Annotated in this window: 24 protein-coding genes; 8 read left to right on the forward strand and 16 right to left on the reverse strand. The window is 67.3% G+C overall.

The features are described from left to right. Positions 1-76 precede the first annotated feature (76 nt). On the reverse strand, positions 77-817 hold the full coding sequence (locus ACU18_RS07525) for an ankyrin repeat domain-containing protein (protein ID WP_050684920.1): 741 nt from the start codon (positions 815-817) through the stop codon (positions 77-79). 10 nt (positions 818-827) lie between these two features. After that, a complete protein-coding gene (locus tag ACU18_RS07530) occupies positions 828-1,430 on the reverse strand; it encodes a GlcG/HbpS family heme-binding protein (RefSeq protein ID WP_050684921.1) in 603 nt (200 codons plus the stop codon). A 197-nt stretch (positions 1,431-1,627) separates the two neighbouring features. On the opposite strand from ACU18_RS07530, the gene ACU18_RS07535 reads away from it, so the two are divergent. The 5 genes from ACU18_RS07535 (at position 1,628) to ACU18_RS07555 (ending at position 5,102) form a co-directional block, all read left to right on the forward strand. Then, the gene (locus ACU18_RS07535) at positions 1,628-2,827 is read left to right on the forward strand and encodes a sensor histidine kinase (protein ID WP_050684922.1); all 1,200 of its coding nucleotides are present in this window, start codon (positions 1,628-1,630) and stop codon (positions 2,825-2,827) included. Further along, on the forward strand, positions 2,824-3,450 hold the full coding sequence (locus ACU18_RS07540) for a response regulator (RefSeq protein WP_050684923.1): 627 nt from the start codon (positions 2,824-2,826) through the stop codon (positions 3,448-3,450). The genes ACU18_RS07535 and ACU18_RS07540 overlap by 4 nt, the downstream gene beginning before the upstream one ends. A 130-nt stretch (positions 3,451-3,580) precedes the next feature. Beyond that, a complete protein-coding gene (locus ACU18_RS07545) occupies positions 3,581-3,784 on the forward strand; it encodes a cold-shock protein (RefSeq protein WP_013599688.1) in 204 nt (67 codons plus the stop codon). 122 nt (positions 3,785-3,906) lie between these two features. Next, positions 3,907-4,227, forward strand: a complete 321-nt coding sequence (locus ACU18_RS07550; protein ID WP_050684924.1) for a hypothetical protein — start codon at positions 3,907-3,909, stop codon at positions 4,225-4,227. A 68-nt stretch (positions 4,228-4,295) separates the two neighbouring features. Then, positions 4,296-5,102 carry a MerR family transcriptional regulator gene (locus ACU18_RS07555; protein WP_050684925.1) on the forward strand — a complete coding sequence of 269 codons (807 nt, stop codon included), beginning with the start codon at positions 4,296-4,298 and terminating at the stop codon, positions 5,100-5,102. A 53-nt stretch (positions 5,103-5,155) separates the two neighbouring features. On the opposite strand, the gene ACU18_RS07560 is transcribed toward ACU18_RS07555, so the two are convergent. Both ACU18_RS07560 and ACU18_RS07565 read right to left on the reverse strand, forming a co-directional pair. Continuing rightward, positions 5,156-5,809: a DedA family protein gene (locus tag ACU18_RS07560; RefSeq protein ID WP_050684926.1), complete on the reverse strand. Its 654-nt coding sequence runs from the start codon at positions 5,807-5,809 to the stop codon at positions 5,156-5,158. Positions 5,810-5,870: 61 nt separating this feature from the next. Beyond that, positions 5,871-6,476: a helix-turn-helix domain-containing protein gene (locus ACU18_RS07565; RefSeq protein ID WP_050684927.1), complete on the reverse strand. Its 606-nt coding sequence runs from the start codon at positions 6,474-6,476 to the stop codon at positions 5,871-5,873. An 87-nt stretch (positions 6,477-6,563) separates the two neighbouring features. Here ACU18_RS07565 and ACU18_RS07570 point away from each other — a divergent pair, with 87 nt between their 5' ends. Continuing rightward, a complete protein-coding gene (locus tag ACU18_RS07570; protein WP_231686024.1) occupies positions 6,564-7,520 on the forward strand; it encodes an NAD(P)/FAD-dependent oxidoreductase in 957 nt (318 codons plus the stop codon). Here the strand turns inward: ACU18_RS07570 and ACU18_RS07575 are convergent. From ACU18_RS07575 to ACU18_RS07585, 3 genes are read right to left on the reverse strand one after another with little or no spacing between them, the layout of a single operon-like run. Beyond that, a complete protein-coding gene (locus ACU18_RS07575) occupies positions 7,507-8,283 on the reverse strand; it encodes an enoyl-CoA hydratase (RefSeq protein WP_050684929.1) in 777 nt (258 codons plus the stop codon). The genes ACU18_RS07570 and ACU18_RS07575 overlap by 14 nt on opposite strands. After that, a complete protein-coding gene (gene mmsB / locus ACU18_RS07580; RefSeq protein WP_050684930.1) occupies positions 8,280-9,236 on the reverse strand; it encodes a 3-hydroxyisobutyrate dehydrogenase in 957 nt (318 codons plus the stop codon). Before mmsB ends, ACU18_RS07575 begins: the two co-directional genes overlap by 4 nt. A 2-nt stretch (positions 9,237-9,238) precedes the next feature. Further along, the gene (locus tag ACU18_RS07585) at positions 9,239-10,381 is read right to left on the reverse strand and encodes an enoyl-CoA hydratase/isomerase family protein (protein WP_082178232.1); all 1,143 of its coding nucleotides are present in this window, start codon (positions 10,379-10,381) and stop codon (positions 9,239-9,241) included. A 225-nt stretch (positions 10,382-10,606) separates the two neighbouring features. Here ACU18_RS07585 and ACU18_RS07590 point away from each other — a divergent pair, with 225 nt between their 5' ends. Beyond that, on the forward strand, positions 10,607-11,413 hold the full coding sequence (locus ACU18_RS07590; RefSeq protein WP_050684931.1) for an exodeoxyribonuclease III: 807 nt from the start codon (positions 10,607-10,609) through the stop codon (positions 11,411-11,413). Positions 11,414-11,447: 34 nt separating this feature from the next. Beyond that, positions 11,448-12,350, forward strand: coding sequence for a hypothetical protein (locus ACU18_RS07595; RefSeq protein WP_050684932.1), 903 nt, complete (start codon positions 11,448-11,450; stop codon positions 12,348-12,350). A gap of 39 nt (positions 12,351-12,389) precedes the next feature. Here ACU18_RS07595 and ACU18_RS07600 read toward each other — a convergent pair whose 3' ends face one another. From ACU18_RS07600 to ACU18_RS07640, 9 genes are all read right to left on the reverse strand, one after another. Then, a complete protein-coding gene (locus ACU18_RS07600; protein ID WP_050684933.1) occupies positions 12,390-13,442 on the reverse strand; it encodes a LacI family DNA-binding transcriptional regulator in 1,053 nt (350 codons plus the stop codon). A gap of 123 nt (positions 13,443-13,565) precedes the next feature. After that, complete coding sequence (locus ACU18_RS07605; protein ID WP_050684934.1) at positions 13,566-14,546, reverse strand: carbohydrate ABC transporter permease; 981 nt, start codon at positions 14,544-14,546, stop codon at positions 13,566-13,568. Further along, the gene (locus ACU18_RS07610) at positions 14,543-15,508 is read right to left on the reverse strand and encodes a carbohydrate ABC transporter permease (protein ID WP_050684935.1); all 966 of its coding nucleotides are present in this window, start codon (positions 15,506-15,508) and stop codon (positions 14,543-14,545) included. The genes ACU18_RS07605 and ACU18_RS07610 overlap by 4 nt, the downstream gene beginning before the upstream one ends. 98 nt (positions 15,509-15,606) lie before the next feature. Next, positions 15,607-16,944, reverse strand: coding sequence for an ABC transporter substrate-binding protein (locus tag ACU18_RS07615; protein WP_050684936.1), 1,338 nt, complete (start codon positions 16,942-16,944; stop codon positions 15,607-15,609). 143 nt (positions 16,945-17,087) lie between these two features. Further along, positions 17,088-17,699, reverse strand: a complete 612-nt coding sequence (locus ACU18_RS07620) for a hypothetical protein (protein WP_050684937.1) — start codon at positions 17,697-17,699, stop codon at positions 17,088-17,090. Beyond that, a complete protein-coding gene (locus ACU18_RS07625) occupies positions 17,696-18,349 on the reverse strand; it encodes a hypothetical protein (protein WP_050684938.1) in 654 nt (217 codons plus the stop codon). Before ACU18_RS07625 ends, ACU18_RS07620 begins: the two co-directional genes overlap by 4 nt. Beyond that, entirely contained in the window at positions 18,346-18,726 is a 381-nt protein-coding gene (locus ACU18_RS07630; protein ID WP_050684939.1) for a hypothetical protein, read from the reverse strand. Before ACU18_RS07630 ends, ACU18_RS07625 begins: the two co-directional genes overlap by 4 nt. Further along, complete coding sequence (locus ACU18_RS07635; RefSeq protein WP_050684940.1) at positions 18,723-18,914, reverse strand: hypothetical protein; 192 nt, start codon at positions 18,912-18,914, stop codon at positions 18,723-18,725. The genes ACU18_RS07630 and ACU18_RS07635 overlap by 4 nt, the downstream gene beginning before the upstream one ends. Next, the gene (locus tag ACU18_RS07640; RefSeq protein WP_050684941.1) at positions 18,911-19,372 is read right to left on the reverse strand and encodes an Asp23/Gls24 family envelope stress response protein; all 462 of its coding nucleotides are present in this window, start codon (positions 19,370-19,372) and stop codon (positions 18,911-18,913) included. Before ACU18_RS07640 ends, ACU18_RS07635 begins: the two co-directional genes overlap by 4 nt. Between the last annotated feature and the right edge of the window lie 89 nt (positions 19,373-19,461).

The following is a 19,461-nucleotide window of genomic DNA, read 5'->3' on the forward strand; positions in this document are numbered from 1 at the left end:
AGACAGGCCTTCAAAAGGCGGCGCACCGCCGTCGTGGGCCGGCAAAGATGGGTAACGTCAGCGGGGCGGGCGGCTGCTAGGAAGCCGGCCGGAGCAGGGCTGCAATCTGCCCAAAGCCCAGCCGCTCGGCGTTCTGCAGGGCGGTGCGGCCTTCCGGATCCCGGATGTTGGGGTCGGCGCCTGCCGCGAGGAGCAGCCGCACCACTTCCTGCTGGTTGGGGCCGCCGGAGTTGAGCAGGATCGCTTCCTGCATGGCGGTCCAGCCCAGGTTGTTCACATGGTTGACGGGGACCCCGGCGGCGAGCAGAAGTTGCACCGTCTCCACATGGCCGTGCTCGCTGGCCGGGATCAGGGCTGTGCCGCCGTACCTGTTAGTGCTGGCCACATCGGCCCCTGCCGCAAGGGTCAGCTGGAGCACCTCGTTGAACCCCTCGGCGCCGGCGTAGAGGAACGCCGAATCCGAGATGTCATCCTTGGCATTGACGTTTCCTCCTCGGCCGATGAGTTCCTGCACCAGGGGCGCGTTGTTGGCCTTGGCCGCTGTAATCAGGTCCCGGTCCAGCTGCGCCTGGGCGTCGGGCGAGCGCACCGGCGCAGTGGTGACGGGTGCAGCCGCAGTGCCGGAATCAGCCGCTGAGGGGGCCGGCACTGCTGGAACCGGGCGGGTGGCTGTGGGCTCAGCCGTGGCGGCACCGGGCGACGGGGTACCGGGCGAGGAGGAACCCGCCTCGCAGCCGGACAGGCACAAAACCAGCCCGGCGGCGGCCACCAGCGGGGCGAGGGCCAGGGGCCGGGTCCAGGTCAGGTAGTGCCGCATGCCGCCCAGCCTACTTGCCGGTTCCGGCCAGCACCGCTGCCCCGGCGGATGCGCAGGCCTCATCCAGCGCACCGTCCGGAGCGCCGCCCACGCCGATGCCGGCAACAGAAACCCCGTTGACCTTCAGCGGCACGCCGCCGGCCAGGAAGAGCGTGCCGGGCAGGTCCGCAATGGACGGGCCGGGGCCGTTGATGCGCCGGGCCAGTTCACTGGTGGGGGCACCGAACGCGGCGGCGGTGTAGGCCTTCTGCTTGGCGGCCTCGATGGTGTGCGCCGCGGCGTTATCGCCCCGTAGCACCGCCTGGACGGTCCCGAACCGGTCCACCAGCGCCACCGTCACAAACGGGAGCTTGTCCGCCTGGCACTTGGCCAGGGCAGCGCCCACCGCCGCAGCTGAGGCACCGGCCGTGATCCGGTCCTGCTGCACCGCGTTGGCGGGGACCGGCTGGACGTCAGCCGCCGGGAGGGCCGCGGGAACAGTTGCAGCGCCGGCAACGGCCCCGGCTGCAGCGGGCCCCGCGGTGGCACCGGCGTTGGCGGCGGCCGTGGCGCCGGCGGTGGCCAGCAGCAGTGCCGTGGCTGCGACCGCAAACGTTTTTGTGGACTTTTTCATGGTGTTTCCCTTGGTCGGAGGAGGAGGAGCGGGTGCTGGCTTCAATCCTTCCGGCGCATCGGACGCCTGCCATCGGGCGTTGGTCTGTGGTCGGCTGCCACTTATGGCGCCTGGAATCAGCCAAATGGCTGAGAGACCCGGGCGGACCCGGCGCCCTAGCATGGAGGGGACGTCCCGCAACAGCATCGGAAAACCTCATGGCTCCCTTCCCCAGCACCGGCTCCGCCGGCACTCCCGGCACCCGCTGGGGCAGCATCGGCGCGGCCGTGCATCTTGGTTTCGCTGTGCTGCTGGTGGCCTCCGCGGTGCGGTATCTTATGCGGCACAGCGCCACGGACAACGTCCTGGTCCTGGGACTGGCGGCCGCTGCGTGCCTGCTCTACGCGGCCGTCGCCGTCCTGGCCGAACGCGGCCGGCCCGGTATGGCGTGGATGTTCGCACTCGTGGCCGTCTGGTCCGGCCTGGTTATCGCGGCGCCCAGCTTCGCCTGGTGCTCCTTTGCGCTCTTTTTCCTGGCCCGCCGGGCTTTGACCGGCACCGCTGCGTACGTCGCGGCCGGCGCCACGGCGTTTGCCACGGCCGCGGGGCTCTTCCGGCTCAGCGACGGCACGGATCCGGCAATGGTTTTGGGCCCGCTGGCCGTGGGCCTGATGCTCACGCTTGTCCACGACAGGATCGCGCATGATGCCAACGAACAGGTTCGCCTGCACGCGGAAATTTCTCAGGCGCAGGCGGGCCTGGCGGCCAGCGAGCGCCGTGCCGGCACCATCGCCGAACGGGAGCGCGTCTCCCGGGAGATCCACGACACCGTGACGCAGGGCCTGGCCAGCAGCCTGCTGCTGCTTGAAGCCGCGGACCGGGCCTGGCCCGCCCCTGCGGCGAAAGCGGGCCTGCACCAGGCCACCGGCCTGCTGCGAAGCAACCTCTCCGAGACCCGCAGCCTGGTCCATGAACTGGCGTCCCCCGGCCTGGACACTTCGCCCCTGCCCGAGGCCCTGCTGATCGCGGCCCGCCAGTACATGCCCGCGGCCCGGCTACTGGTCACCGGAGACCCGCGGGAGGTCCCGGCAGAGGTCCGCCACGCCCTCCTGCGCGTGGTGCAGAGCGCAGCTGCCAACACCCGCCTGCACGCGGGCGCCACGGCAGCAACCGTGACCCTCGGTTACCTGCCCGGGGCCGTCACCCTGGACATTTACGACGACGGAGCGGGCTTCGATCCGCTGGCGGCAGCACCGCCGTCGGACGCGGGCGGGTACGGCCTGCGCGCCATGCGGCAACGGGTGGAGCAGCTGGGCGGCGTTTTCGCAGTGGAAAGCGGCCCCGGGGAAGGCACAATCGTCGCAGCCCAGCTGCCGGCCGCCCCGCTGACGGAGCAAAACCGGGGCGGTGCCTTGTGACGGCCATCCGGGTGCTGCTGGTGGATGACCACCTTGTGGTGCGCCGCGGACTGCGGGCGTTGCTGGGAACCCAGCCCGGCATCGAGGTGGTGGGTGAAGCGGCGTCCGGGGAGGAAGCCCTGGCCCTGGTGCCGGAACTCCAGCCTGCGGTGGTGGTGATGGACCTGGCAATGGGCGCGGGCATGGACGGCATCGAGGCCGTCCGGCAGCTCCGTGCGTTCAACCCCCGGCAGGCCATCCTGGTTTTCACCACATATGACTCGGATGCGGATATTGTCCGGGCGGTGGACGCCGGCGCCATGGGCTACCTGCTCAAGGACGCGGCACCGGGTGAAATTTTTGCAGCCGTCCGCGGCGCCGTCGAGGGTAAAAGCGTGATGAGTCCCCCGGTGGCGTCGCGGCTGTTCCAGCAGCTGCGCAACCCCGGGGAGATCCTGACGCCGCGGGAGGCCGAGCTGCTCAGCCTGCTCACCGAAGGCCTGAGCAACCGGGAGCTGGGCAAGCGGCTTTTTATCTCGGAAGCCACCGTCAAAACGCACCTGGCGCACATCTACGGCAAGCTCGGAGTGGACACCCGGGCCGCTGCGATTGCCACCGCAATCCGCCGCGAAGGCATGCGTTGACGACGCCAAACACGTCAAACCCTTGCACGCAGGCCTTCCGCCCCGTACGTTGGGATGGCGGGGGACGTTCTCCGCACACTTCGGGTTGATACCCGGAGAGAGAATCAGAGTCACATGAAGGAATGCAGCCATGGCAACAGGCACAGTTAAATGGTTCAACGCCGAAAAGGGTTTTGGCTTCATTGCCCCCGATGACGGGTCCGCTGACGTTTTCGCACACTACTCGGCAATCGCCAGCAGCGGTTACCGCTCACTGGACGAAAACCAGAAGGTCGAATTCGATGTGACCCAGGGCCCCAAGGGCCCGCAGGCAGAGAACATCCGCCCGCTCTAAGACTTAGGTACTCCCGGCTCCGGCCGGGGCACGCCCGTCAGGCGGCTCCGTCAACATCACGTTGGCGGGGCCGCTTTTTTGTGCCCGGCACACCACCAGCCCCGGTTTGCAATAATCGGAGCATGACCGGACAGGACCCGGAAAGGGACCCGTGGGAGGAGTTCGACAGGCTGGGGCCTGCCGTTCCCGACCGTGTGCCCGGCCAGCCCGGCGGCGAACCCCACGGCTTCGGTTTCCGGACGGGCGTCCGCAGCGGCAGGGTGGCGCTGGGCTTCGCCATTTACACGCTGGCGCTGGGTACCGCGCTGGTGCTTACGGGCTTCATCTTCTTCGTCGCCATGGGCCAGTGGCTGCCGGCCGGGCTGATGGTCCTGATTGAGGCAGTTTTCGTTTTTTCCTTCACCCGGCTGGCCCGCCAGGCACGCCGCAGGCACCGGCGCTGAGCGCCTGCGGGAACTTCCGGAAAAAGAGTTCTTGACGTTGACGCAGCGTCAACCCGTACGCTCAGAGCATGGAAGCACTCCGGCGGGACTGGCCCATCCAGGACATCGCAAAACTGGCCGGCACCACCAGCCGCACCCTTCGCCACTACGACGATGTGGGGCTGCTGAAACCCAGCAGGGTGGGCAGCAACGGGTACCGCTATTACGACGGCGACGCTCTCCTTGCGCTGCAGCGGATCCTCCTGCTGCGCGAACTGGGGCTGGGGTTGCCTGCCATCGCGGAGGTCTTCCGGAACCAGACGGACACCGTGACGGCCTTGGGCCGGCACCTGGAGTGGCTGGGCCAGGAGCAGGAGCGGTTGGCCCGGCAGATGGCATCCGTCAGTAAAACGATCAGGACAGTATCAACAGGAGGCGACCCGGTGGCGGAAGAAATGTTCGACGGCTTTGACCATACGCAGTACAAGGACGAGGTGGAGGAGCGCTGGGGCAAGGACACCTATGCCCGCAGTGACGCCTGGTGGCGGGGCATGGGCCCGGCTGAACAGCAGGCCTGGAAAGCCAGGGTCGCCGGCCTCGGCAGGGATTGGATTGCCGCGGCAACCGGCGGAGTGGACCCGGGCAGCGCCGGTGCGCAGGACCTGGCCCGGCGGCACGTGGCCTGGCTGACGTCGATCCCGGGCACACCGGCGTCGGACGACGGCGGCGATACCCGCGGCTACGTGCTGGGACTGGCGGACATGTACGTGGCGGATCCGCGCTTTGCTGCGAACTACGGCGGCACTGCAGGCGCCGCCTTCGTCCGGGATGCGCTGCGGATCTACGCCGGGGCGCACCTGCCCGGGGCAGGGTCCGGTCAGGGAAAGGCCGAGTAGCCGGTCACGGCCCGGCCCGGCCCACCAGGAGAGAGTTGATCTCGCGGCGCCTGTCAGCTTTTCGCCCGGGCGCGCCTGACCCGCCGGATGATCAGCAGTGCCAGCGCCACGGCGATGGCGGCGTAGACAGCGTAGTTGAGGAACTTCGAGTATTGCTCAATGAGGTGGTACTGGGTTCCCAACAGGTAGCCCAGTCCGATCAGGGCCCCGTTCCACAGGCCGCTGCCGGCCAGGGTGAACAGGCTGAAGGTGCCCAGCGGCATCGCGGCGGCTCCTGCCGGCAGCGAGATGAGGCTCCGCACGCCGGGGAGGAGCCTGCCAAAAAAGATGGAGGACCGGCCGTGGCGGCGGAACCAGCCGGCGGCGTGTTCGAAGTCTTCGCGGTCCACCAGCGGCAGCCGGGACAGCCCCCGGATTGACCGTTCCAGCCCCAGCTTGGCGCCCAGCCAGTACAGCAGGAGCGCCCCGAGGTAGGCGCCCAGGGTGCTGGTGAGGAAAACCAGCAGCAGGTTCAGCGAACCCTGCTTGGCGAGGAAGCCGGCCAGGGGAAGGATCACTTCGCTGGGGATGGGTGGAACCACCGTCTCGGCGAGGGTGAACGCGCCAACACCCCATTCCCCGAGGCTCTCGATGGCCCGGGCAGCGACGCCCACAATCCCGGTGAGGCCGTCAGTGGCGCTGGATCCTACGGCTGCTGCTGCCCACATTCTAAAAGAGCTCCCCCTGGGTCTGCGGCTGGGGCGCGATGCGCGCCTGCTCCTTTCTACCTCACGTGGCTGGCTGTTTGCTGGCAGGCTTGGCCCGGATGTGGATGCGTTCCCCCTGGGTACCGAAGAGGCTCAGGAATTCCACCGCGCGGCCGTCCGCCCGGCCGAACCAGTGCGGCACCCGGGTGTCGAACTCCACGGCTTCGCCCGGCCCCAGCACCAGGTCGCGTGCACCCAGCACCATCCGGAGCCTGCCGTTGAGGACGTACAGCCACTCGTAGCCCTCGTGGACCTGCGGGGTGGGCGCCAGCATCGGGCCTGCGGGAAGAATGTGTTTGTAGGCCTGGATGCCGCCGGGCTTCCGGGTCAGCGGAATGATGGTCATGCCGTACGCCTCGATGGGCCGCAGGTGCACGCGCGGGTCGCCCGTCGCCGGGGCGCCCACCAGTTCGTCCAGTGGAACCTGGTGCGCCTTGGCCAGCGGCAGCAACAGCTCAAGGTTGGGCCGGCGCTGGCCGGATTCCAGCCGGGAAAGGGTGCTGACGGAGATCCCCGTAATGTCGGCGAGCGCGGCCAGCGTGACGTCGCGGCTGAGCCGCAGGGCCTTGAGCCGGGGGCCCACCGCGGCCAGGACATCATCGAGGCTCTCTTCCGTGTTCTCTCCCATGGGCCTATTTTGCCATACCAGCAACGAAGCTTGCCATAACGGCCCGGGCGACGGGAGCCTTGGAACATGACGAATCAAGGGAACCCAATGTATGACGTTGTGATTGTGGGCGGGGGCGCCGCCGGCCTGAGCGCCGCGCAGATGCTGGGCCGCACCCGGCGGTCCGTGGCGGTGGTGGACAGCGGGGAGCCGCGCAACGCTCCGGCTGCGGGAGTGCACGGCTTCCTGGCCCGCGACGGCGTCAGCCCCGCGGAGCTGCTGGCCGCCGGACGGGCGGAAGCCGAAAACTATGGCGCCCGGATTGTCCGCGGCGCGGTGGTGTCCGCAGCCGGTGGGCTGGAGCAGGGCTTCGACGTGGAGCTCGACGGCGGCGAGCGGCTCCGCGGCCGTCGGCTCCTGATTGCCACAGGGCTGGTGGACGAACTGCCGGAGCTCCAAGGGCTCCGCGAACGCTGGGGCAAGGATGTGCTGCACTGCCCGTTCTGCCACGGCTGGGAAGTCCGGGACCGGGCCATCGGAGTGCTGGGCGCCGGGCCCTGGTCCGTGCACCAAAGCCTGCTGTTCCGGCAGTGGAGCAGCAACGTCACACTGTTCCTCAACGACACCGTCACCCCTACGGACGCGGAGCTGGAGCAGCTGGCCGCCCGTGGCGTCAAGCTGGTGGCCGGTCCGGTGGAGTCGCTGCGGGTGGCGGACGATGCGCTCAAGGGGGTTGTCCTGGCCGGCGGGCCGGAGGTGGCGGTGGACGCCCTGGTGGTGGGTGCCAGGGTCCACGCCCGCCTTGACGGGTTTGCGGGGCTGGGCCTGGTGGCGGAGCCGCATCCGATGGGGATCGGCGATTACCTCCCGGCCGATGCTGAGGGCGCCACAGCCGTCCCCGGAGTCTGGGCGGCCGGGAACGTGACGGACATCAAGGCGCAGGTGATGGCGTCAGCCGCGGCGGCTGCGTGGACCGCCGTCGTGATCAACAACTCCCTGATGGCCGACGAAATGGACGGCGACCTCCGCGCGTACCGGGAGGCTTTGGCCCTTACCGGTGCCTGAACTCCGGCTGCCGCTTCTCCGTGAATGCCGCCATGCCCTCCTTCTGGTCCTCCGTGGCGAACAGGGAATGGAAGAGCCGGCGCTCGAACAGGACACCCTGGGCGAGGCCGGTCTCGAAGGCGGCGTTCACGGCTTCCTTGGCGGCCATGGCCACGGGCTTGGACTTGGCAGCGATCAGCCCGGCCGTTGTGAGGGCCTCGGCCAGCACGTCGCCGGCCGGGACCACGCGGGACACCAGGCCGCAGCGGTCTGCCTCCGCGGCGTCGATGAACCTGCCAGTAAGGATCAGGTCCATGGCTTTGGCCTTGCCCACGGCCCGGGTGAGCCGCTGGGATCCGCCCATGCCGGGCAGCACGCCCAGGTTGATTTCCGGCTGGCCGAACTTGGCGTTGTCGCCGGCGATGATGAGATCGCACATCATGGCCAGTTCACAGCCGCCGCCCAGGGCGAAGCCGGACACCGCGGCGATGGTGGGGATCCGCAGCCGGGTGAAGTCCTCCCAGCCCCGGAACCAGTCAGCCGCGTACATGTCCATGTAGCCCTGGGACGCCATTTCCTTGATGTCGGCGCCGGCGGCGAAGGCCTTGCCGGAGCCGGTGATCACCACGGCACCGGTACCGGGGTCCGCATCCATGGCTGACACCGCCGCCACCAGTTCATCCATGGTGGCTTTGTCCAGGGCGTTCAACGCCTCCGGCCGGTTGAGGGTGACCAGGCCAACCCGGCCCCGCTGTTCCACCAGGATGTTGTTGTATTCGCTCATTCAGGGCTCCCGTCGTGGTGTGCCGGTGCGGCGCCACGCTCCTGCTCCGAGCGGGCACGGATGTCCGTGATGATCGCGGAGAAGTCCCGGGAGGCACCGCCTTCTGCGGCAAACGTATCGTAGATTTCCGCCGCCAGTGGTCCCAGCCGGCCGGCCACCCCGGTGCTGCGGAGCGCGTTGACGGCCAGGTTGAGGTCCTTGGCCATGAGGGATCCGGCGAACCCGGGCAGGTAGTCCCGGTTGGCTGGGCTGCCGGGGACAGGCCCCGGGACGGGACAGTTGGTGGTCAGGGCCCAGCACTGCCCGGAGGCTGCGGATGCCACATCAAACAAGGCCTGGTGGCTCAGGCCCAGCTCCTCCCCCAGCACAAACGCTTCACTGACGGCGATCATGGATACCCCCAGGATGAGGTTGTTGCAGATCTTGGCGGCCTGCCCGGCGCCGTGGTCCCCGCAGTGGACCACACGCTTGCCCATGACCTCCAGCGGCGGCAGGATGTCCGCGAAGCCAGCAGCCGGGGCCCCCACCATGAAGGTCAGGGTTCCGGCTCCGGCACCCGCCACGCCCCCGGACACCGGCGCGTCCACAAAGGTGTGGCCCGCCGCGCCGGTCAGCGCTGCAGCTTCCCGGGCCTCCGCGACGTTGATGGTGGAGCAGTCCAGGAAGACCGTGCCCGGCGCTGCGGCGGCCAGCAGCCCCGGCTCCCCGTCGATGCCCTGGTAGGCGGCCAGCACGTGCTCTCCGCTGGGGAACATGGTCAGCACCACGTCCGCACCGGCTACGGCTTCGCGGGGGCTGCCGCTGACGGGGATCCCGGCCGCGCGGGCCGCGTCGCGGGCGGCCGGCACCACATCGAACCCGGCCACCCGGTGGCCGGCCTTAACCAGGTTGGCGGCCATGGGCGTGCCCATGTGGCCCAGGCCCAGGAAGGCGATGCTGCGGTATTCCGGCATGATCAGGCTCTCCTGCGGTCTGACGGGACCGGCTGCAGGTCCAGTTCCTCCCCCGGCAGGGGCGCGAAGAACCGGTCCACCCGGTCCGGGTGGACCTCTGCCAGGGTGGACGGCTTCCATTGCGGGTTCCGGTCCTTGTCCACCACCTGGGCCCGGATGCCCTCGCGGAAGTCAGGTGCCGTCAGGAAACGCAGGCCTACCCGGTATTCCTGGGCCAGGGTTTCCGCCAGGTCCAGGCCGCGGGCCCGCCGCAGGGCGGCCAGGGTGACGGCGACCGCGGTGGGCGACTTGGACTCGATGGCATCCGCCGCGGCAGCCGCGTCCCCGTCCCCGTCCTTGGCGTAAGTGCGCAGGCTGCGGACAATCTCCACCGCATCCGTTCCGGCATAGCAGGTATCGATCCAGCCGCGCTGCCCGGCCAGCACCGAGGGCGGCGCCTCCGTCGTGAAGCGTCCGACGGCGGCTGCCGCGGGTTCGTGTTCCAGCGCCGCCACGAGCCCGGGCAGGCTGGTTGAGGGGACAAAGTGGTCGGCCAGGCCCAGGAACAGGGCGTCGGCCGCGTCCAGGTGGGCGCCGGTCAGGCCTGCGTGGGTTCCTGTTTCGCCGGGGGCACGGGCCAGGAGCAGGGTACCGCCCACGTCCGGGACAAAACCGATGGTGGTTTCCGGCATGCCCATGCGCGTCCGCTCGGTGACCACGCGGACGGACCCGTGGGCGGAGATCCCCACGCCGCCGCCCAGGACCAGCCCGTCCATCAGCGCCACGTAGGGTTTGGGATACGCGGCGATCAGGGCGTTGAGCCGGTACTCCGTTTGCCAGAAGTCCGCTGTCCGGTTGCCGCCGTGCAGCATGTCCTCGTAGATCGCAACGATGTCCCCGCCGGCGCAGAGCCCGCGCTCGCCGGCGCCCTGGATCAGGACCGTGGCTACGGCGTCGTCCGTTGCCCAGTCGGTGAGGGTCGCCAGCAGGTCCGCCACCATGCCCGCGGTGAGGGCGTTTACGGACCGCGGCCGGTTGAGCGTCGCCACCGCCAGGGAGCCCCGGCGTTCGAAGAGCACCTCTGCGGCCGCTTCGGGCTGCGCCGCGGCTGCCGCGGCACCCGCCGGAACTGCGCCTTGGTCCGTCCTGCTGGGGCTGTCCGTCATCTGTTTCCTTCCAACGTGGCGGCGCTGCACCGCCGGACTGGCCCGGCTCCGGTGCCTTCCGGGGCCGGGGAACCATGGCCCCCGCAGCGCAGCAGGTGATCCAGGTCATGCCTGGTTGCGAATATACCCGCCGCCGGCGCCGCGCAACCATCCGCCGCGGCAGGCCGGCGCGGACGGGACGGCGGGTCAATACCGGCCTCCGCACCGCCAAGGTAAGTTAGGGGTGTGAAGATTGCTACCTGGAATGTAAATTCGCTCCGTGCCCGTGCCGACCGTGTTGAAGCCTGGCTCCAGCGCAGCGACTGCGATGTCCTGGCCATCCAGGAGACCAAGTGCAAGGACGAAAACTTTCCCTGGGAGCTGTTTGAGCGGATGGGCTACGAGGTGGCCCACTTCGGGCTCAGCCAGTGGAACGGCGTGGCCATTGCTTCCCGGGTGGGCCTGGCCGACGTGGAGCGGACCTTCCTGGACCAGCCCGCGTTCGGCAAAGCCGGCAAGGACCCCGTCCAGGAGGCCCGCGCCATCGCCGCCACCTGCGGCGGCGTCAGGATCTGGAGCCTCTACGTCCCCAACGGCCGGTCCCTGGACGACGAGCATATGCCGTACAAACTCAAGTGGCTCGAAAGCCTCAAAACCCACGCCCAGGACCTCGTTGACCAGGATCCGCAGGCCCAGGTGGCGCTGATGGGCGACTGGAACATCGCCCCGTTCGACGACGATGTCTGGGACATCGACCTGTTCGTCAACAACAACTTCACGCATGTCAGCCCCCCGGAGCGGGAAGCCTTCCACGCCTTTGAAACCGCCGGCTTCACGGACGTGGTGCGGCCCTATACCCCGGGCCCTGGCGTGTACACGTACTGGGATTACACCCAGCTCCGCTTCCCCAAGAAGGAAGGCATGCGCATCGACTTTGTCCTCGCCTCCCCCGCCTTGGCCTCCCGCGTCACCGGAGCGGCGATCGACCGCGAGGAGCGCAAGGGCAAGGGCGCTTCGGACCACGCGCCCGTCCTGGTGGACCTGGCGGACTGATGAGCCAGCCCCGGAGCCGCCGCAGGAGGCCACTGTGACCGGAAATCTCTACCGGGGCCAGGCAGGGCTGCCCTTTTCCTCCACCCTGCGGGTCTACGAGCCCCTGTCCGCGTTCCCGCCGGAACAACGCCCGGCCATCCAGTCGGCCGGGGCGCGCACCGCCTCGCGAGCCGCCGTCGAAAACGCCGAACTGCTGGCCTCCCTGGGCCGCATCACGCGGACCGGCGGGGATCCTTTCCCCACGGGCAGGACTGACACCGTCCGGGTGACGACGGCGCCCGCCGCGCCCCGGACCGGTGAACCGTCGGGTGCGGCCGCCGCTCCGGAAGACGCCGCCGGCCCGGCACTCCTCTACTGCCCCAGCCAGCTGGTCCTGCGGGCGGGCCTTGCGGCCAACGCATTGATGGAAGGCATCCATGGGCCGCTCGCCGAACTGCTGATTCCCGAGCAGCAGCGCGACCGGCACCAGGAGCGCATCGACCAGGTGAAGGCCAGGGACGGGTCCATCCGGGTCCATACCCGGGCTTCCACGTGGGGCATCCCGTTCAGCTGGTTTTCGCTGTTTTCGGAGTCTGACCACAAGGATGTGGTGGAATCTGCCGGGCGGATCCTGACGGTGCGGGTCTGGGCGCCCATTACGGAGGCGCTGGAGCGCGCCCGGTACGCGGTGGCCAACCTGACGCTGGCGGCCCCGGACCTGGACATGCTGGATGACCTGGCGCAGCTGACCGAATGGCTGGAGCTGTTCCACGTGGGGTCCATGGTGGAACTGGACTACGGCGCCGTAGCGGACAAGGTGTACCCGGACGATTCGCCCATGGATATCCGGCTTGGCATCGAATGCCTGGCGGAAGGCGACATGACCGGCGCCGCAGCCGCCTACCGGCGGTTGGCATCCCGCTGGATCCCCATCCGCCAGTTGGCCCGGGCTTCCTGAGCTGCTCCCCGGCCGCCGGTACGGCTGGCCGCCTCGACCTTAGGCCCGCGGGGGAGCTGTGGTTGCCCTGAGGATCAGTTCATGGCGTGCGACGGCGGATTTCACGGCACCCACGTGGCCGTCAAGTTCATCGAGAAGCATTTTGGTGGCCAGCTCCGCCTGCTCGTCAGGCCGTTGGGCAACCGTCGTCAAGCCCATGGCTTCAGAGAAGTCGTGGTCATCTATCCCTATCACCGACAGCTCGCCGGGTACGTTCACGCCGGCGCGGGCGGCCTCGAATATCACCCCCATGGCCATCTCATCCGATGCACAAAAGATGGCGGTGGGCTTCCGGCCGGGCAGGTTCCAGATTCTTCGGAACGCGTCCTGGCCGCTCAGCAGGGTGAAGTCGCCCCACTGTTCCCACCCGGGCTGCGGGTCCAGGCCGGCCTTGCGCATCACATCGTGGTAGGCAAGGATCCTGACCCGCGGGACATCGAAGTTCAGGTCCGTCTGGTTGTCACCGTGGACCAGGGCGATATCCCTGTGGCCAAGGTCCACCAGGTGCTGCACGGCAACGGATGCCGCGGCGTAGTCATCGATTCCGATGTAGGAACATTCCTCGACGTGTCCGCCCACCACAATCAGGGGGATCTCGATTTTATGCAGATGTTCCAGTTCCTCGTGGCTCAGAGCCATGCAGAGAACCAAGAGCGCATCGATCTGTTTGTAGACCATCGTCTTGTCGAAGAGCCTTACCCTGTTCCCGCCGTGCCCACCCAGGTTGTAAAGGGACAGGTTGTAATTCCGCGCGTAAAGCTCGCGGTCGGCGCCTTCGATGGCTTTGGAGAAAAACCAGCGGCTCACAAACGGCGCCAGGATGCCAATGGTCCTGGTGCGGCCGGTGGCCAGCCCGGAAGCCGATGACGACGCCACATAGCCCAGGCTGGCTGCGACCTCAAGGATCTTTTGCCTGGTAACCGGAGAGACTTTGGGAAGTCCACGGACGGCCCTGGACACCGTTGCGGTTGATACCCCGGCTGCGGCGGCCACATCCTCGATGCTGATGCCCGTATGGCCGCCTCGCTGCGACCTCTCAGAACTGCCTGCCACTGTATATCCTCTTCGGTCCCTAACGATTACCAGGCCCCCGCCACCCGCCACGTTATAGCAGGGCCGCCCGGCGGAGGCGCACTGTTACGTGCGCACCCGCCGGATGGCAGCACTACCTTCTTGTCAGCCCTTGAGCCCGCCGGCCATCAGACCGCGGACGAAGTAGCGCTGGAGGCCGAAGAACACGGCCAGCGGCACAATGATGGACACGAATGCGGCGGCCGGGTTCAGGTAGTCCCGGTTTCCGCGGGTACCCGAGATCTCAGCCAACCGCTGGGTGATCGGTGCAACGTCCGCTGTGCCGCCGGAGAACACCAACGCAACCAGCAGGTCGTTCCAGACCCAGAGGAACTGGAAGATGGCCAGTGACGCCAAAGCGGGGACGGACAGCGGCAGGATGATCCGCCAGAAAATGGTGGTGTGTCCGGCGCCATCGACCTTGGCTGCCTCGATGACTTCGCCCGGAATTTCCGAGATGAAGTTATGCAGCAGGAAGATACCGAGCGGCAGCCCAAAGATGGTGTGCGCGATCCAAAGCTGGGTGTAGGAGCCCGGCGGAATCTGCAGCACCTGGGTGAACAACTGGAGCAGCGGGATCAACGCCATCTGGAGCGGGATGATCTGGAGCGCGAAGACGAAGATGAATCCTGCTTCCCGGCCCCGGAAGTTGCCCCACGCGAAGATGTAGGCCGCCATGGAGGCCAGCACCAGGACAAACACGGTGACGGGCACAACGATTGCCAGCGAGTTGACGAAGTACTGCGAGAGGTTGGCGGACTGCGAACCAGCTGCAGCAGTGACGTCCACGTAGTTCTTGAAGGTGAAGTCCCAGTCGGAGAAGAAGTTCCACCAGCCGTCTGAGCGTGGACCCACCTGCTTCGCCGCGGGCCGGACCGATGACACCAGCAAACCGAAGGTGGGAATGGTCCAGATAACGGCGATGATCACCGCCGCGGCGGTGGCCCAGCGGGACGTCAGCCTGTTCTTGACCCGCCGCATGATGGGGCCGGTATCTTCCGGATCCAAGGGCCGGCCACCACTCTTGGCTTTGGTCGCGGTGCGGGTGTTTTTCGCCGCCTCATCCGGCGCTGGCATGACGGTCATCGGATTTCCTTCTGCTGGCGGAGGACGCGGGCGTTGTAGATCACGATAGGCAGAACCAGGATAAAGAGGATCAGCGCGAGGGCCGCACCCCTGCCAGGTTCACCGGCGCGGAACGCCTGCGTATACATTTCATTGGCAACAACCGAGGTGTCGTAGTTGCCGGCTGTCATGGTCCGCACAATATCGAAGACCTTGAGCGTGGCGATGGTAATGGTGGTTAGGACCACAACAAGGGAGCCACGGATGCCGGGGATGGTGACGTTCCGGAACTGCTGCCACGGGTTAGCACCGTCCAGGCGGGCGGCTTCGACGATTTCAGCGGGGACGCCCTTGATGGCGGCCGAAAGGATCACCATGGCGAACCCGGTTTGGATCCAGACCATAACGATGATGAGGAAGATCGTGTTTCCCGGCGCGTCCAGCAGGAACTGCTTGGGGTCCAGGCCCAACGCAACGCGGAGTGCGTTCAGCACACCGGTCTGTTCAATGCCAGGGCCGCGGTAGTCGTACACCAGCTTCCAGATGATGCCGGCACCGACAAACGAAATGGCCATAGGCATAAAGACCAGGGCCTTCAGGACCTTTTCGCCGCGGGCCTTGTCAATGAAGACGGCGTAGGCAAGGCCAAAAACGGTGGAAAGCAACGGGACCAGGATGGTCCAGATGACGGTATTGCGAAGCGTGGCGAGGGCCTCCGGTTGGGTAAACATCCAGACGAAGTTATCGACGCCGTTCAGCTTTCCCCCGGAATCCGTGAACGCCAGGAATGATGTCTGGGCTGCCGGGTAAACCAGGCCAACCAGCAGCAGGATCGCGGCCGGTGCGAGGAACCCGATCACCGTGACCTTATCTTTGGCGGACTTGGGGGCCCTGTCCACCAACAACATGAGTAGTCCAATGATCGCGGCAAAAATGGCCAGCGCGATCACGACCTGAAGGAGCTTTCCTCCGATGAATTCCAAGGCTCAACCTCCGGGGTATGCGTGGATCAGAATGAAGAGTGGGGAGCACTGCGCCCCAGCACCTACCGGTGGCTGGGGCGCAGCGTACAGCTGGGAGGTCAGCTCTTGGGCCAGCTGCCTTCGATGCTGTCGGCAACCTGCTTGGCGGGGGTGCCGTTGATCCACGAAACGATGCCCTTCCAGAAGGAGTTGGATCCTACTGCGCCCGGCATGAGGTCCGAACCGTCGAAGCGGAAGACGGTGTTCTCGTCCTGCAGGAGCTGGATGGAGAGCTTATCCAGCTCGGTCTGCGCGTTGGCCGGGTCCAGGCCCTTGTTCGCGCTGATGACGCCGCCGAGCTTCACGCGGTCGTTGGCGAATTCAGAGCTCGCCAGGTAGGCCTGGAAAGCCTGGACTTCGGGGGCGTCGCTGTAAGCGCCGACCATTTCGCCGCCGCCGGTGATGGCCTGGCCCTTGGACTCGTCGATCGGTGGCGTCATAAACGCCCAGACGTCGCCGTCGGGTGCAACGGAGGTGCCTTCGGGCCAGTTGGAGGCCTGGAAGTTGGCCTGGTGGTGCATTGCGCACTGGCCGTCAAGTACCGGCTGGCCGGCCTGGGCGAATCCGGTGGTCAGGATGGAACGGACGTCGCCGAAGCCGCCGTTGACCATCTTGTCATCGAGCAGGATGTCGCCTGCCTTATCAAAGGCGTCAACGATTTTGGGGTCGTTGAAGGGAATTCCGTGGCTGACCCACTGGTCGTAAACCTCCGGTCCCTGTGCGCGGAGGACAACGTCCTCGATCCAGTCCGTGCCGGGCCAGCCCGTGGCTTCACCTGACTCGAAACCGGCACACCAAGGCTTCATGGCGCCTTCATCGGCGATCTTCTTGGAGAGGTCCATCATTTCGTCCCACGTTTTGGGGACGGTCCAGCCTTTATCCTCGAACGTTTTCGGTGCGTACCAGACGTAGCCCTTGACGTTGGCGAGCATGGGAGCGGTGTAGAAGACACCGTCCACGGTGCCGTATTTCTTCCAGTCCGCTGACCAGTTCTTGTCCACGGCGTCCGAGACGGCCTGCGGTGCTTTCTTGAGGTTGCCGGCGCGGGCCTGGTCCGCCATCAGGCCGGGCTGCGGGAAGATGGCAATGTTGGGGGCGTTTCCGGCTTTCGCGCGGACACCGATCTGGGTCTCGAATTCCTTGCTGCCCTCATACTTGATGGTTGCACCCGTGCACTGCTCGAAAGCGGCCCAGGTCTTTTCAAGGTTGGTGGCTTCAAGGTCAACGATCGTGGAATAGACGGAAACGGTCTTTCCGTCATGCTTGCCGTAGCTTTCATACTTTGCACAATCGACGGAAGCGTCTCCGGATCCACTGTCCGAGCTACTGCATCCTGTGAGTGCCAGGGCCACAATTCCGGTGGCTGCAATCGGCAGCAGGTATTTGCGGTTCTTCATTACTGGTGACTCCTCGCTGAGTTACGGACCTTACGCCTGGTGCGATTGACGTGGTGACCATCACAGTAGTGGACTCCCAGCAAGAAATGCAAGCGTTTACACCAGCTGTGTCCAATTGGTGATCAAACGCCGGACCGGCCCCCTCAGCGGGCCCGTTCCGCCCGTCCAAACCGGGTCCGGGCGCCTGCGCCGATGTGGATCAGCACGGGTGTTTCGCGGCCCACCACGGCGTCCAGCGCGCCGAGGAGGTCAGAGATTTCGGCAGCCAGCAGGTGCGGGGCAACACCCTGGCGCGGCAGGAGCTTGACCTTCAGGGCGGGCATGCCCTTGACGTTGTAGGTCGCCACCGTGGCTCCTGCCAGGTCCGGCCGCCCTGCGAGGGCCTGCCTAAGGGCCTGCTCCGCCACTCCCCCGCCGATGCGGATATCTCCCGCGACCTCGCCTGGATCGTATTCGGAGGCGAGGAGGTTGGACCTGCCTTTGCCCTGCTGCGCGATCCACGCCACCATCAGGCCGATCAGGACCAGCAATGCCAGGGCCACCAGGAGCCACAGCCAGCTTTCCGCGCGGCCCGGGAAACGCGTGGCGTTGAAGGCGGTGTTGACGGAGCTCCAGGTTCCGTCCGCCCAGGGATGCCACCAGGACGCCACGGCAGGCACTGCGGCCAGGAGCACCAGCAGCAGGCCCAAAGCCAGCATCGCGAGGCCCAGGAGGGTGATGAGGATCCGGTTTAATGTTCCGGGGGTGCTGTTCATGCGCCGATCACTCCGGACGGGGTCAGGTTGATGCGGACCTCAGGGGCCGGTTGCAGGTCCATCTGCTCAAGCTCGTCCGCCACGGCCGCCAGGATGGCGTCCTGTTCCACCGGCACGCCGGAGGTGGGGCGGACGTTGACCAGGACCTGCCGGTGCGAGACCACCACCATCACCTGTCCCGGGGTGACATTGGCGGCCAGCCGGGCGCGCCGGGCCAACGATGAGGCGATGACCTCGTCATCCACCACCACGGCATGGTGGCCCGCATGGCGGCCTGGCAGGGCCAGCGGATGCCGGGCCCGGCGCCCGGGCAGGACACCGTTAAGGAAGAAGATCAGGCCGGCCATGGCGATCACCGCGCCGATGGCGCCCAGGAGCAGCGGAGTGATCCCCGCCGGCAGGTCGACCAGCCGTTCGGCTGCCACCTGGGGCTCGATCAGCCAGGCGGGCTGTCCGATGGCGTGCACGGCTGCTTCAAGCAGGCCGTACGCGGCCAGGCCGGCCACCAGCACGGCAGCAAAGATGGCAATGCCCGCCCGGTTTGAGTGGGTTTCGCGGTGCACAATCCTGCGCAGGACGGGGTCCGGTTCCGCGGCACCGTGCCGTTTGGCTTTGCGGGTCCCCTCAGGACCGGTGTCGACGGTGGTCACTTGACCCGTCCTCCTTCGCTGATCCTGGCTCCGCTGATCCTGATGTCAACCCGGCTCAGCTGGGCACCGCTGAGTTCGGTGACCGTGGCAAGGATCCGGGCTTTCGCCGTGACGGTTCGTTCCCAGATGGAGCCGCCGAAGGCCTGAAGCCTGGCCGGATCAGCCGCGGCCGCGCGCAGCGGCGGGATGCTGATGGGCGCCACGAGCGATAGCGCCAGCAGGCCGCCGTCGTCCGCCCAGTCGGCCCGCACGTCCTGGGCATCGCATCCCAGGGCCTGCGCCGCTGCGGCTTTCGCCAGGCTGGTCAGGGCCTGGGTGCTAATCCGGTTGTGGCCGCTGAGCACCTGCCCGGAAACGGCCGGCGCGCCCGGGTTCATGAGGATGAGCGCCGGCCGGTGATGGCGTCCAGCACACCGCGCAGATCAAGTTTGCCCTCCGCTGCCCGGCCCAGCACGGCGCCAATGGCCATAAACAGGAGCGAGATCAGGAAGCCCCACAGGCCGAACTGCAGGGACATAAACGCCACGAACGCGCCAAGTGCCGTTCCTGCGAGAGTGAGGTTCACAGCAGCGCCTCCCGTTCGGTGGTGCCGGATGCCGTTGGTTTGACGGGCGGCGGAACAAAGACGTCCGTGATTTCCACGTTCACCTCGATGACCTGCAGGCCCACGAGTTCCTCGATGGCCCCGTAAACAGCGGCACGCACCTGGTTGGCAAGCGAATGCAGGGGTGTGCCGTAGGAGGCGACGAGGTTGATGTCCACCGCCACCTGGGTTTCGCCCACCTCGGCATGGACGCCGGTGGCATGGTCCGTGCTGCCCACGGCATCACGGATCGCGCCGAGGGCCCTGGACGGGCCGGACCCCAGCGAATAGACGCCGGGGACGGCGCGGGCGGCAATACCGGCCACTTTCGCCACGGCGGTTTCGGAAATGACAGTCCTGCCCGACCCTGCCCCTGCGGCAGGAACCAACGGGGCAGGGCCCAGGCCGCCCTGGCCGGGCTGCGGGTTCTGGTACTCCATCGAAGAACTCCCCCTTCTGTTGTTCATTACCCTATCCCTAGCCCGCGCCGATGTGCTGGAACGGGCCTGCGTCGGGGACTTGAAGCGCC

It is taken from the genome of Arthrobacter sp. ZBG10, from assembly GCF_001238605.1.
GTDB lineage: Bacteria > Actinomycetota > Actinomycetes > Actinomycetales > Micrococcaceae > Arthrobacter.

Coding starts and splice junctions, on each gene's coding strand:
- ACU18_RS07525 (WP_050684920.1), bottom strand. CDS start 817: ATGCGGCACTACCTGACCTGGACCCGGCCCCTGGCCCTCGCCCCGCTG.
- ACU18_RS07530 (WP_050684921.1), bottom strand. CDS start 1,430: ATGAAAAAGTCCACAAAAACGTTTGCGGTCGCAGCCACGGCACTGCTG.
- ACU18_RS07535 (WP_050684922.1), top strand. CDS start 1,628: ATGGCTCCCTTCCCCAGCACCGGCTCCGCCGGCACTCCCGGCACCCGC.
- ACU18_RS07545 (WP_013599688.1), top strand. CDS start 3,581: ATGGCAACAGGCACAGTTAAATGGTTCAACGCCGAAAAGGGTTTTGGC.
- ACU18_RS07550 (WP_050684924.1), top strand. CDS start 3,907: ATGACCGGACAGGACCCGGAAAGGGACCCGTGGGAGGAGTTCGACAGG.
- ACU18_RS07555 (WP_050684925.1), top strand. CDS start 4,296: ATGGAAGCACTCCGGCGGGACTGGCCCATCCAGGACATCGCAAAACTG.
- ACU18_RS07560 (WP_050684926.1), bottom strand. CDS start 5,809: ATGTGGGCAGCAGCAGCCGTAGGATCCAGCGCCACTGACGGCCTCACC.
- ACU18_RS07565 (WP_050684927.1), bottom strand. CDS start 6,476: ATGGGAGAGAACACGGAAGAGAGCCTCGATGATGTCCTGGCCGCGGTG.
- ACU18_RS07570 (WP_231686024.1), top strand. CDS start 6,564: ATGTATGACGTTGTGATTGTGGGCGGGGGCGCCGCCGGCCTGAGCGCC.
- ACU18_RS07575 (WP_050684929.1), bottom strand. CDS start 8,283: ATGAGCGAATACAACAACATCCTGGTGGAACAGCGGGGCCGGGTTGGC.
- mmsB (WP_050684930.1), bottom strand. CDS start 9,236: ATGCCGGAATACCGCAGCATCGCCTTCCTGGGCCTGGGCCACATGGGC.
- ACU18_RS07585 (WP_082178232.1), bottom strand. CDS start 10,381: ATGACGGACAGCCCCAGCAGGACGGACCAAGGCGCAGTTCCGGCGGGT.
- ACU18_RS07605 (WP_050684934.1), bottom strand. CDS start 14,546: ATGACCGTCATGCCAGCGCCGGATGAGGCGGCGAAAAACACCCGCACC.
- ACU18_RS07615 (WP_050684936.1), bottom strand. CDS start 16,944: ATGAAGAACCGCAAATACCTGCTGCCGATTGCAGCCACCGGAATTGTG.
- ACU18_RS07620 (WP_050684937.1), bottom strand. CDS start 17,699: ATGAACAGCACCCCCGGAACATTAAACCGGATCCTCATCACCCTCCTG.
- ACU18_RS07630 (WP_050684939.1), bottom strand. CDS start 18,726: ATGAACCCGGGCGCGCCGGCCGTTTCCGGGCAGGTGCTCAGCGGCCAC.
- ACU18_RS07640 (WP_050684941.1), bottom strand. CDS start 19,372: ATGGAGTACCAGAACCCGCAGCCCGGCCAGGGCGGCCTGGGCCCTGCC.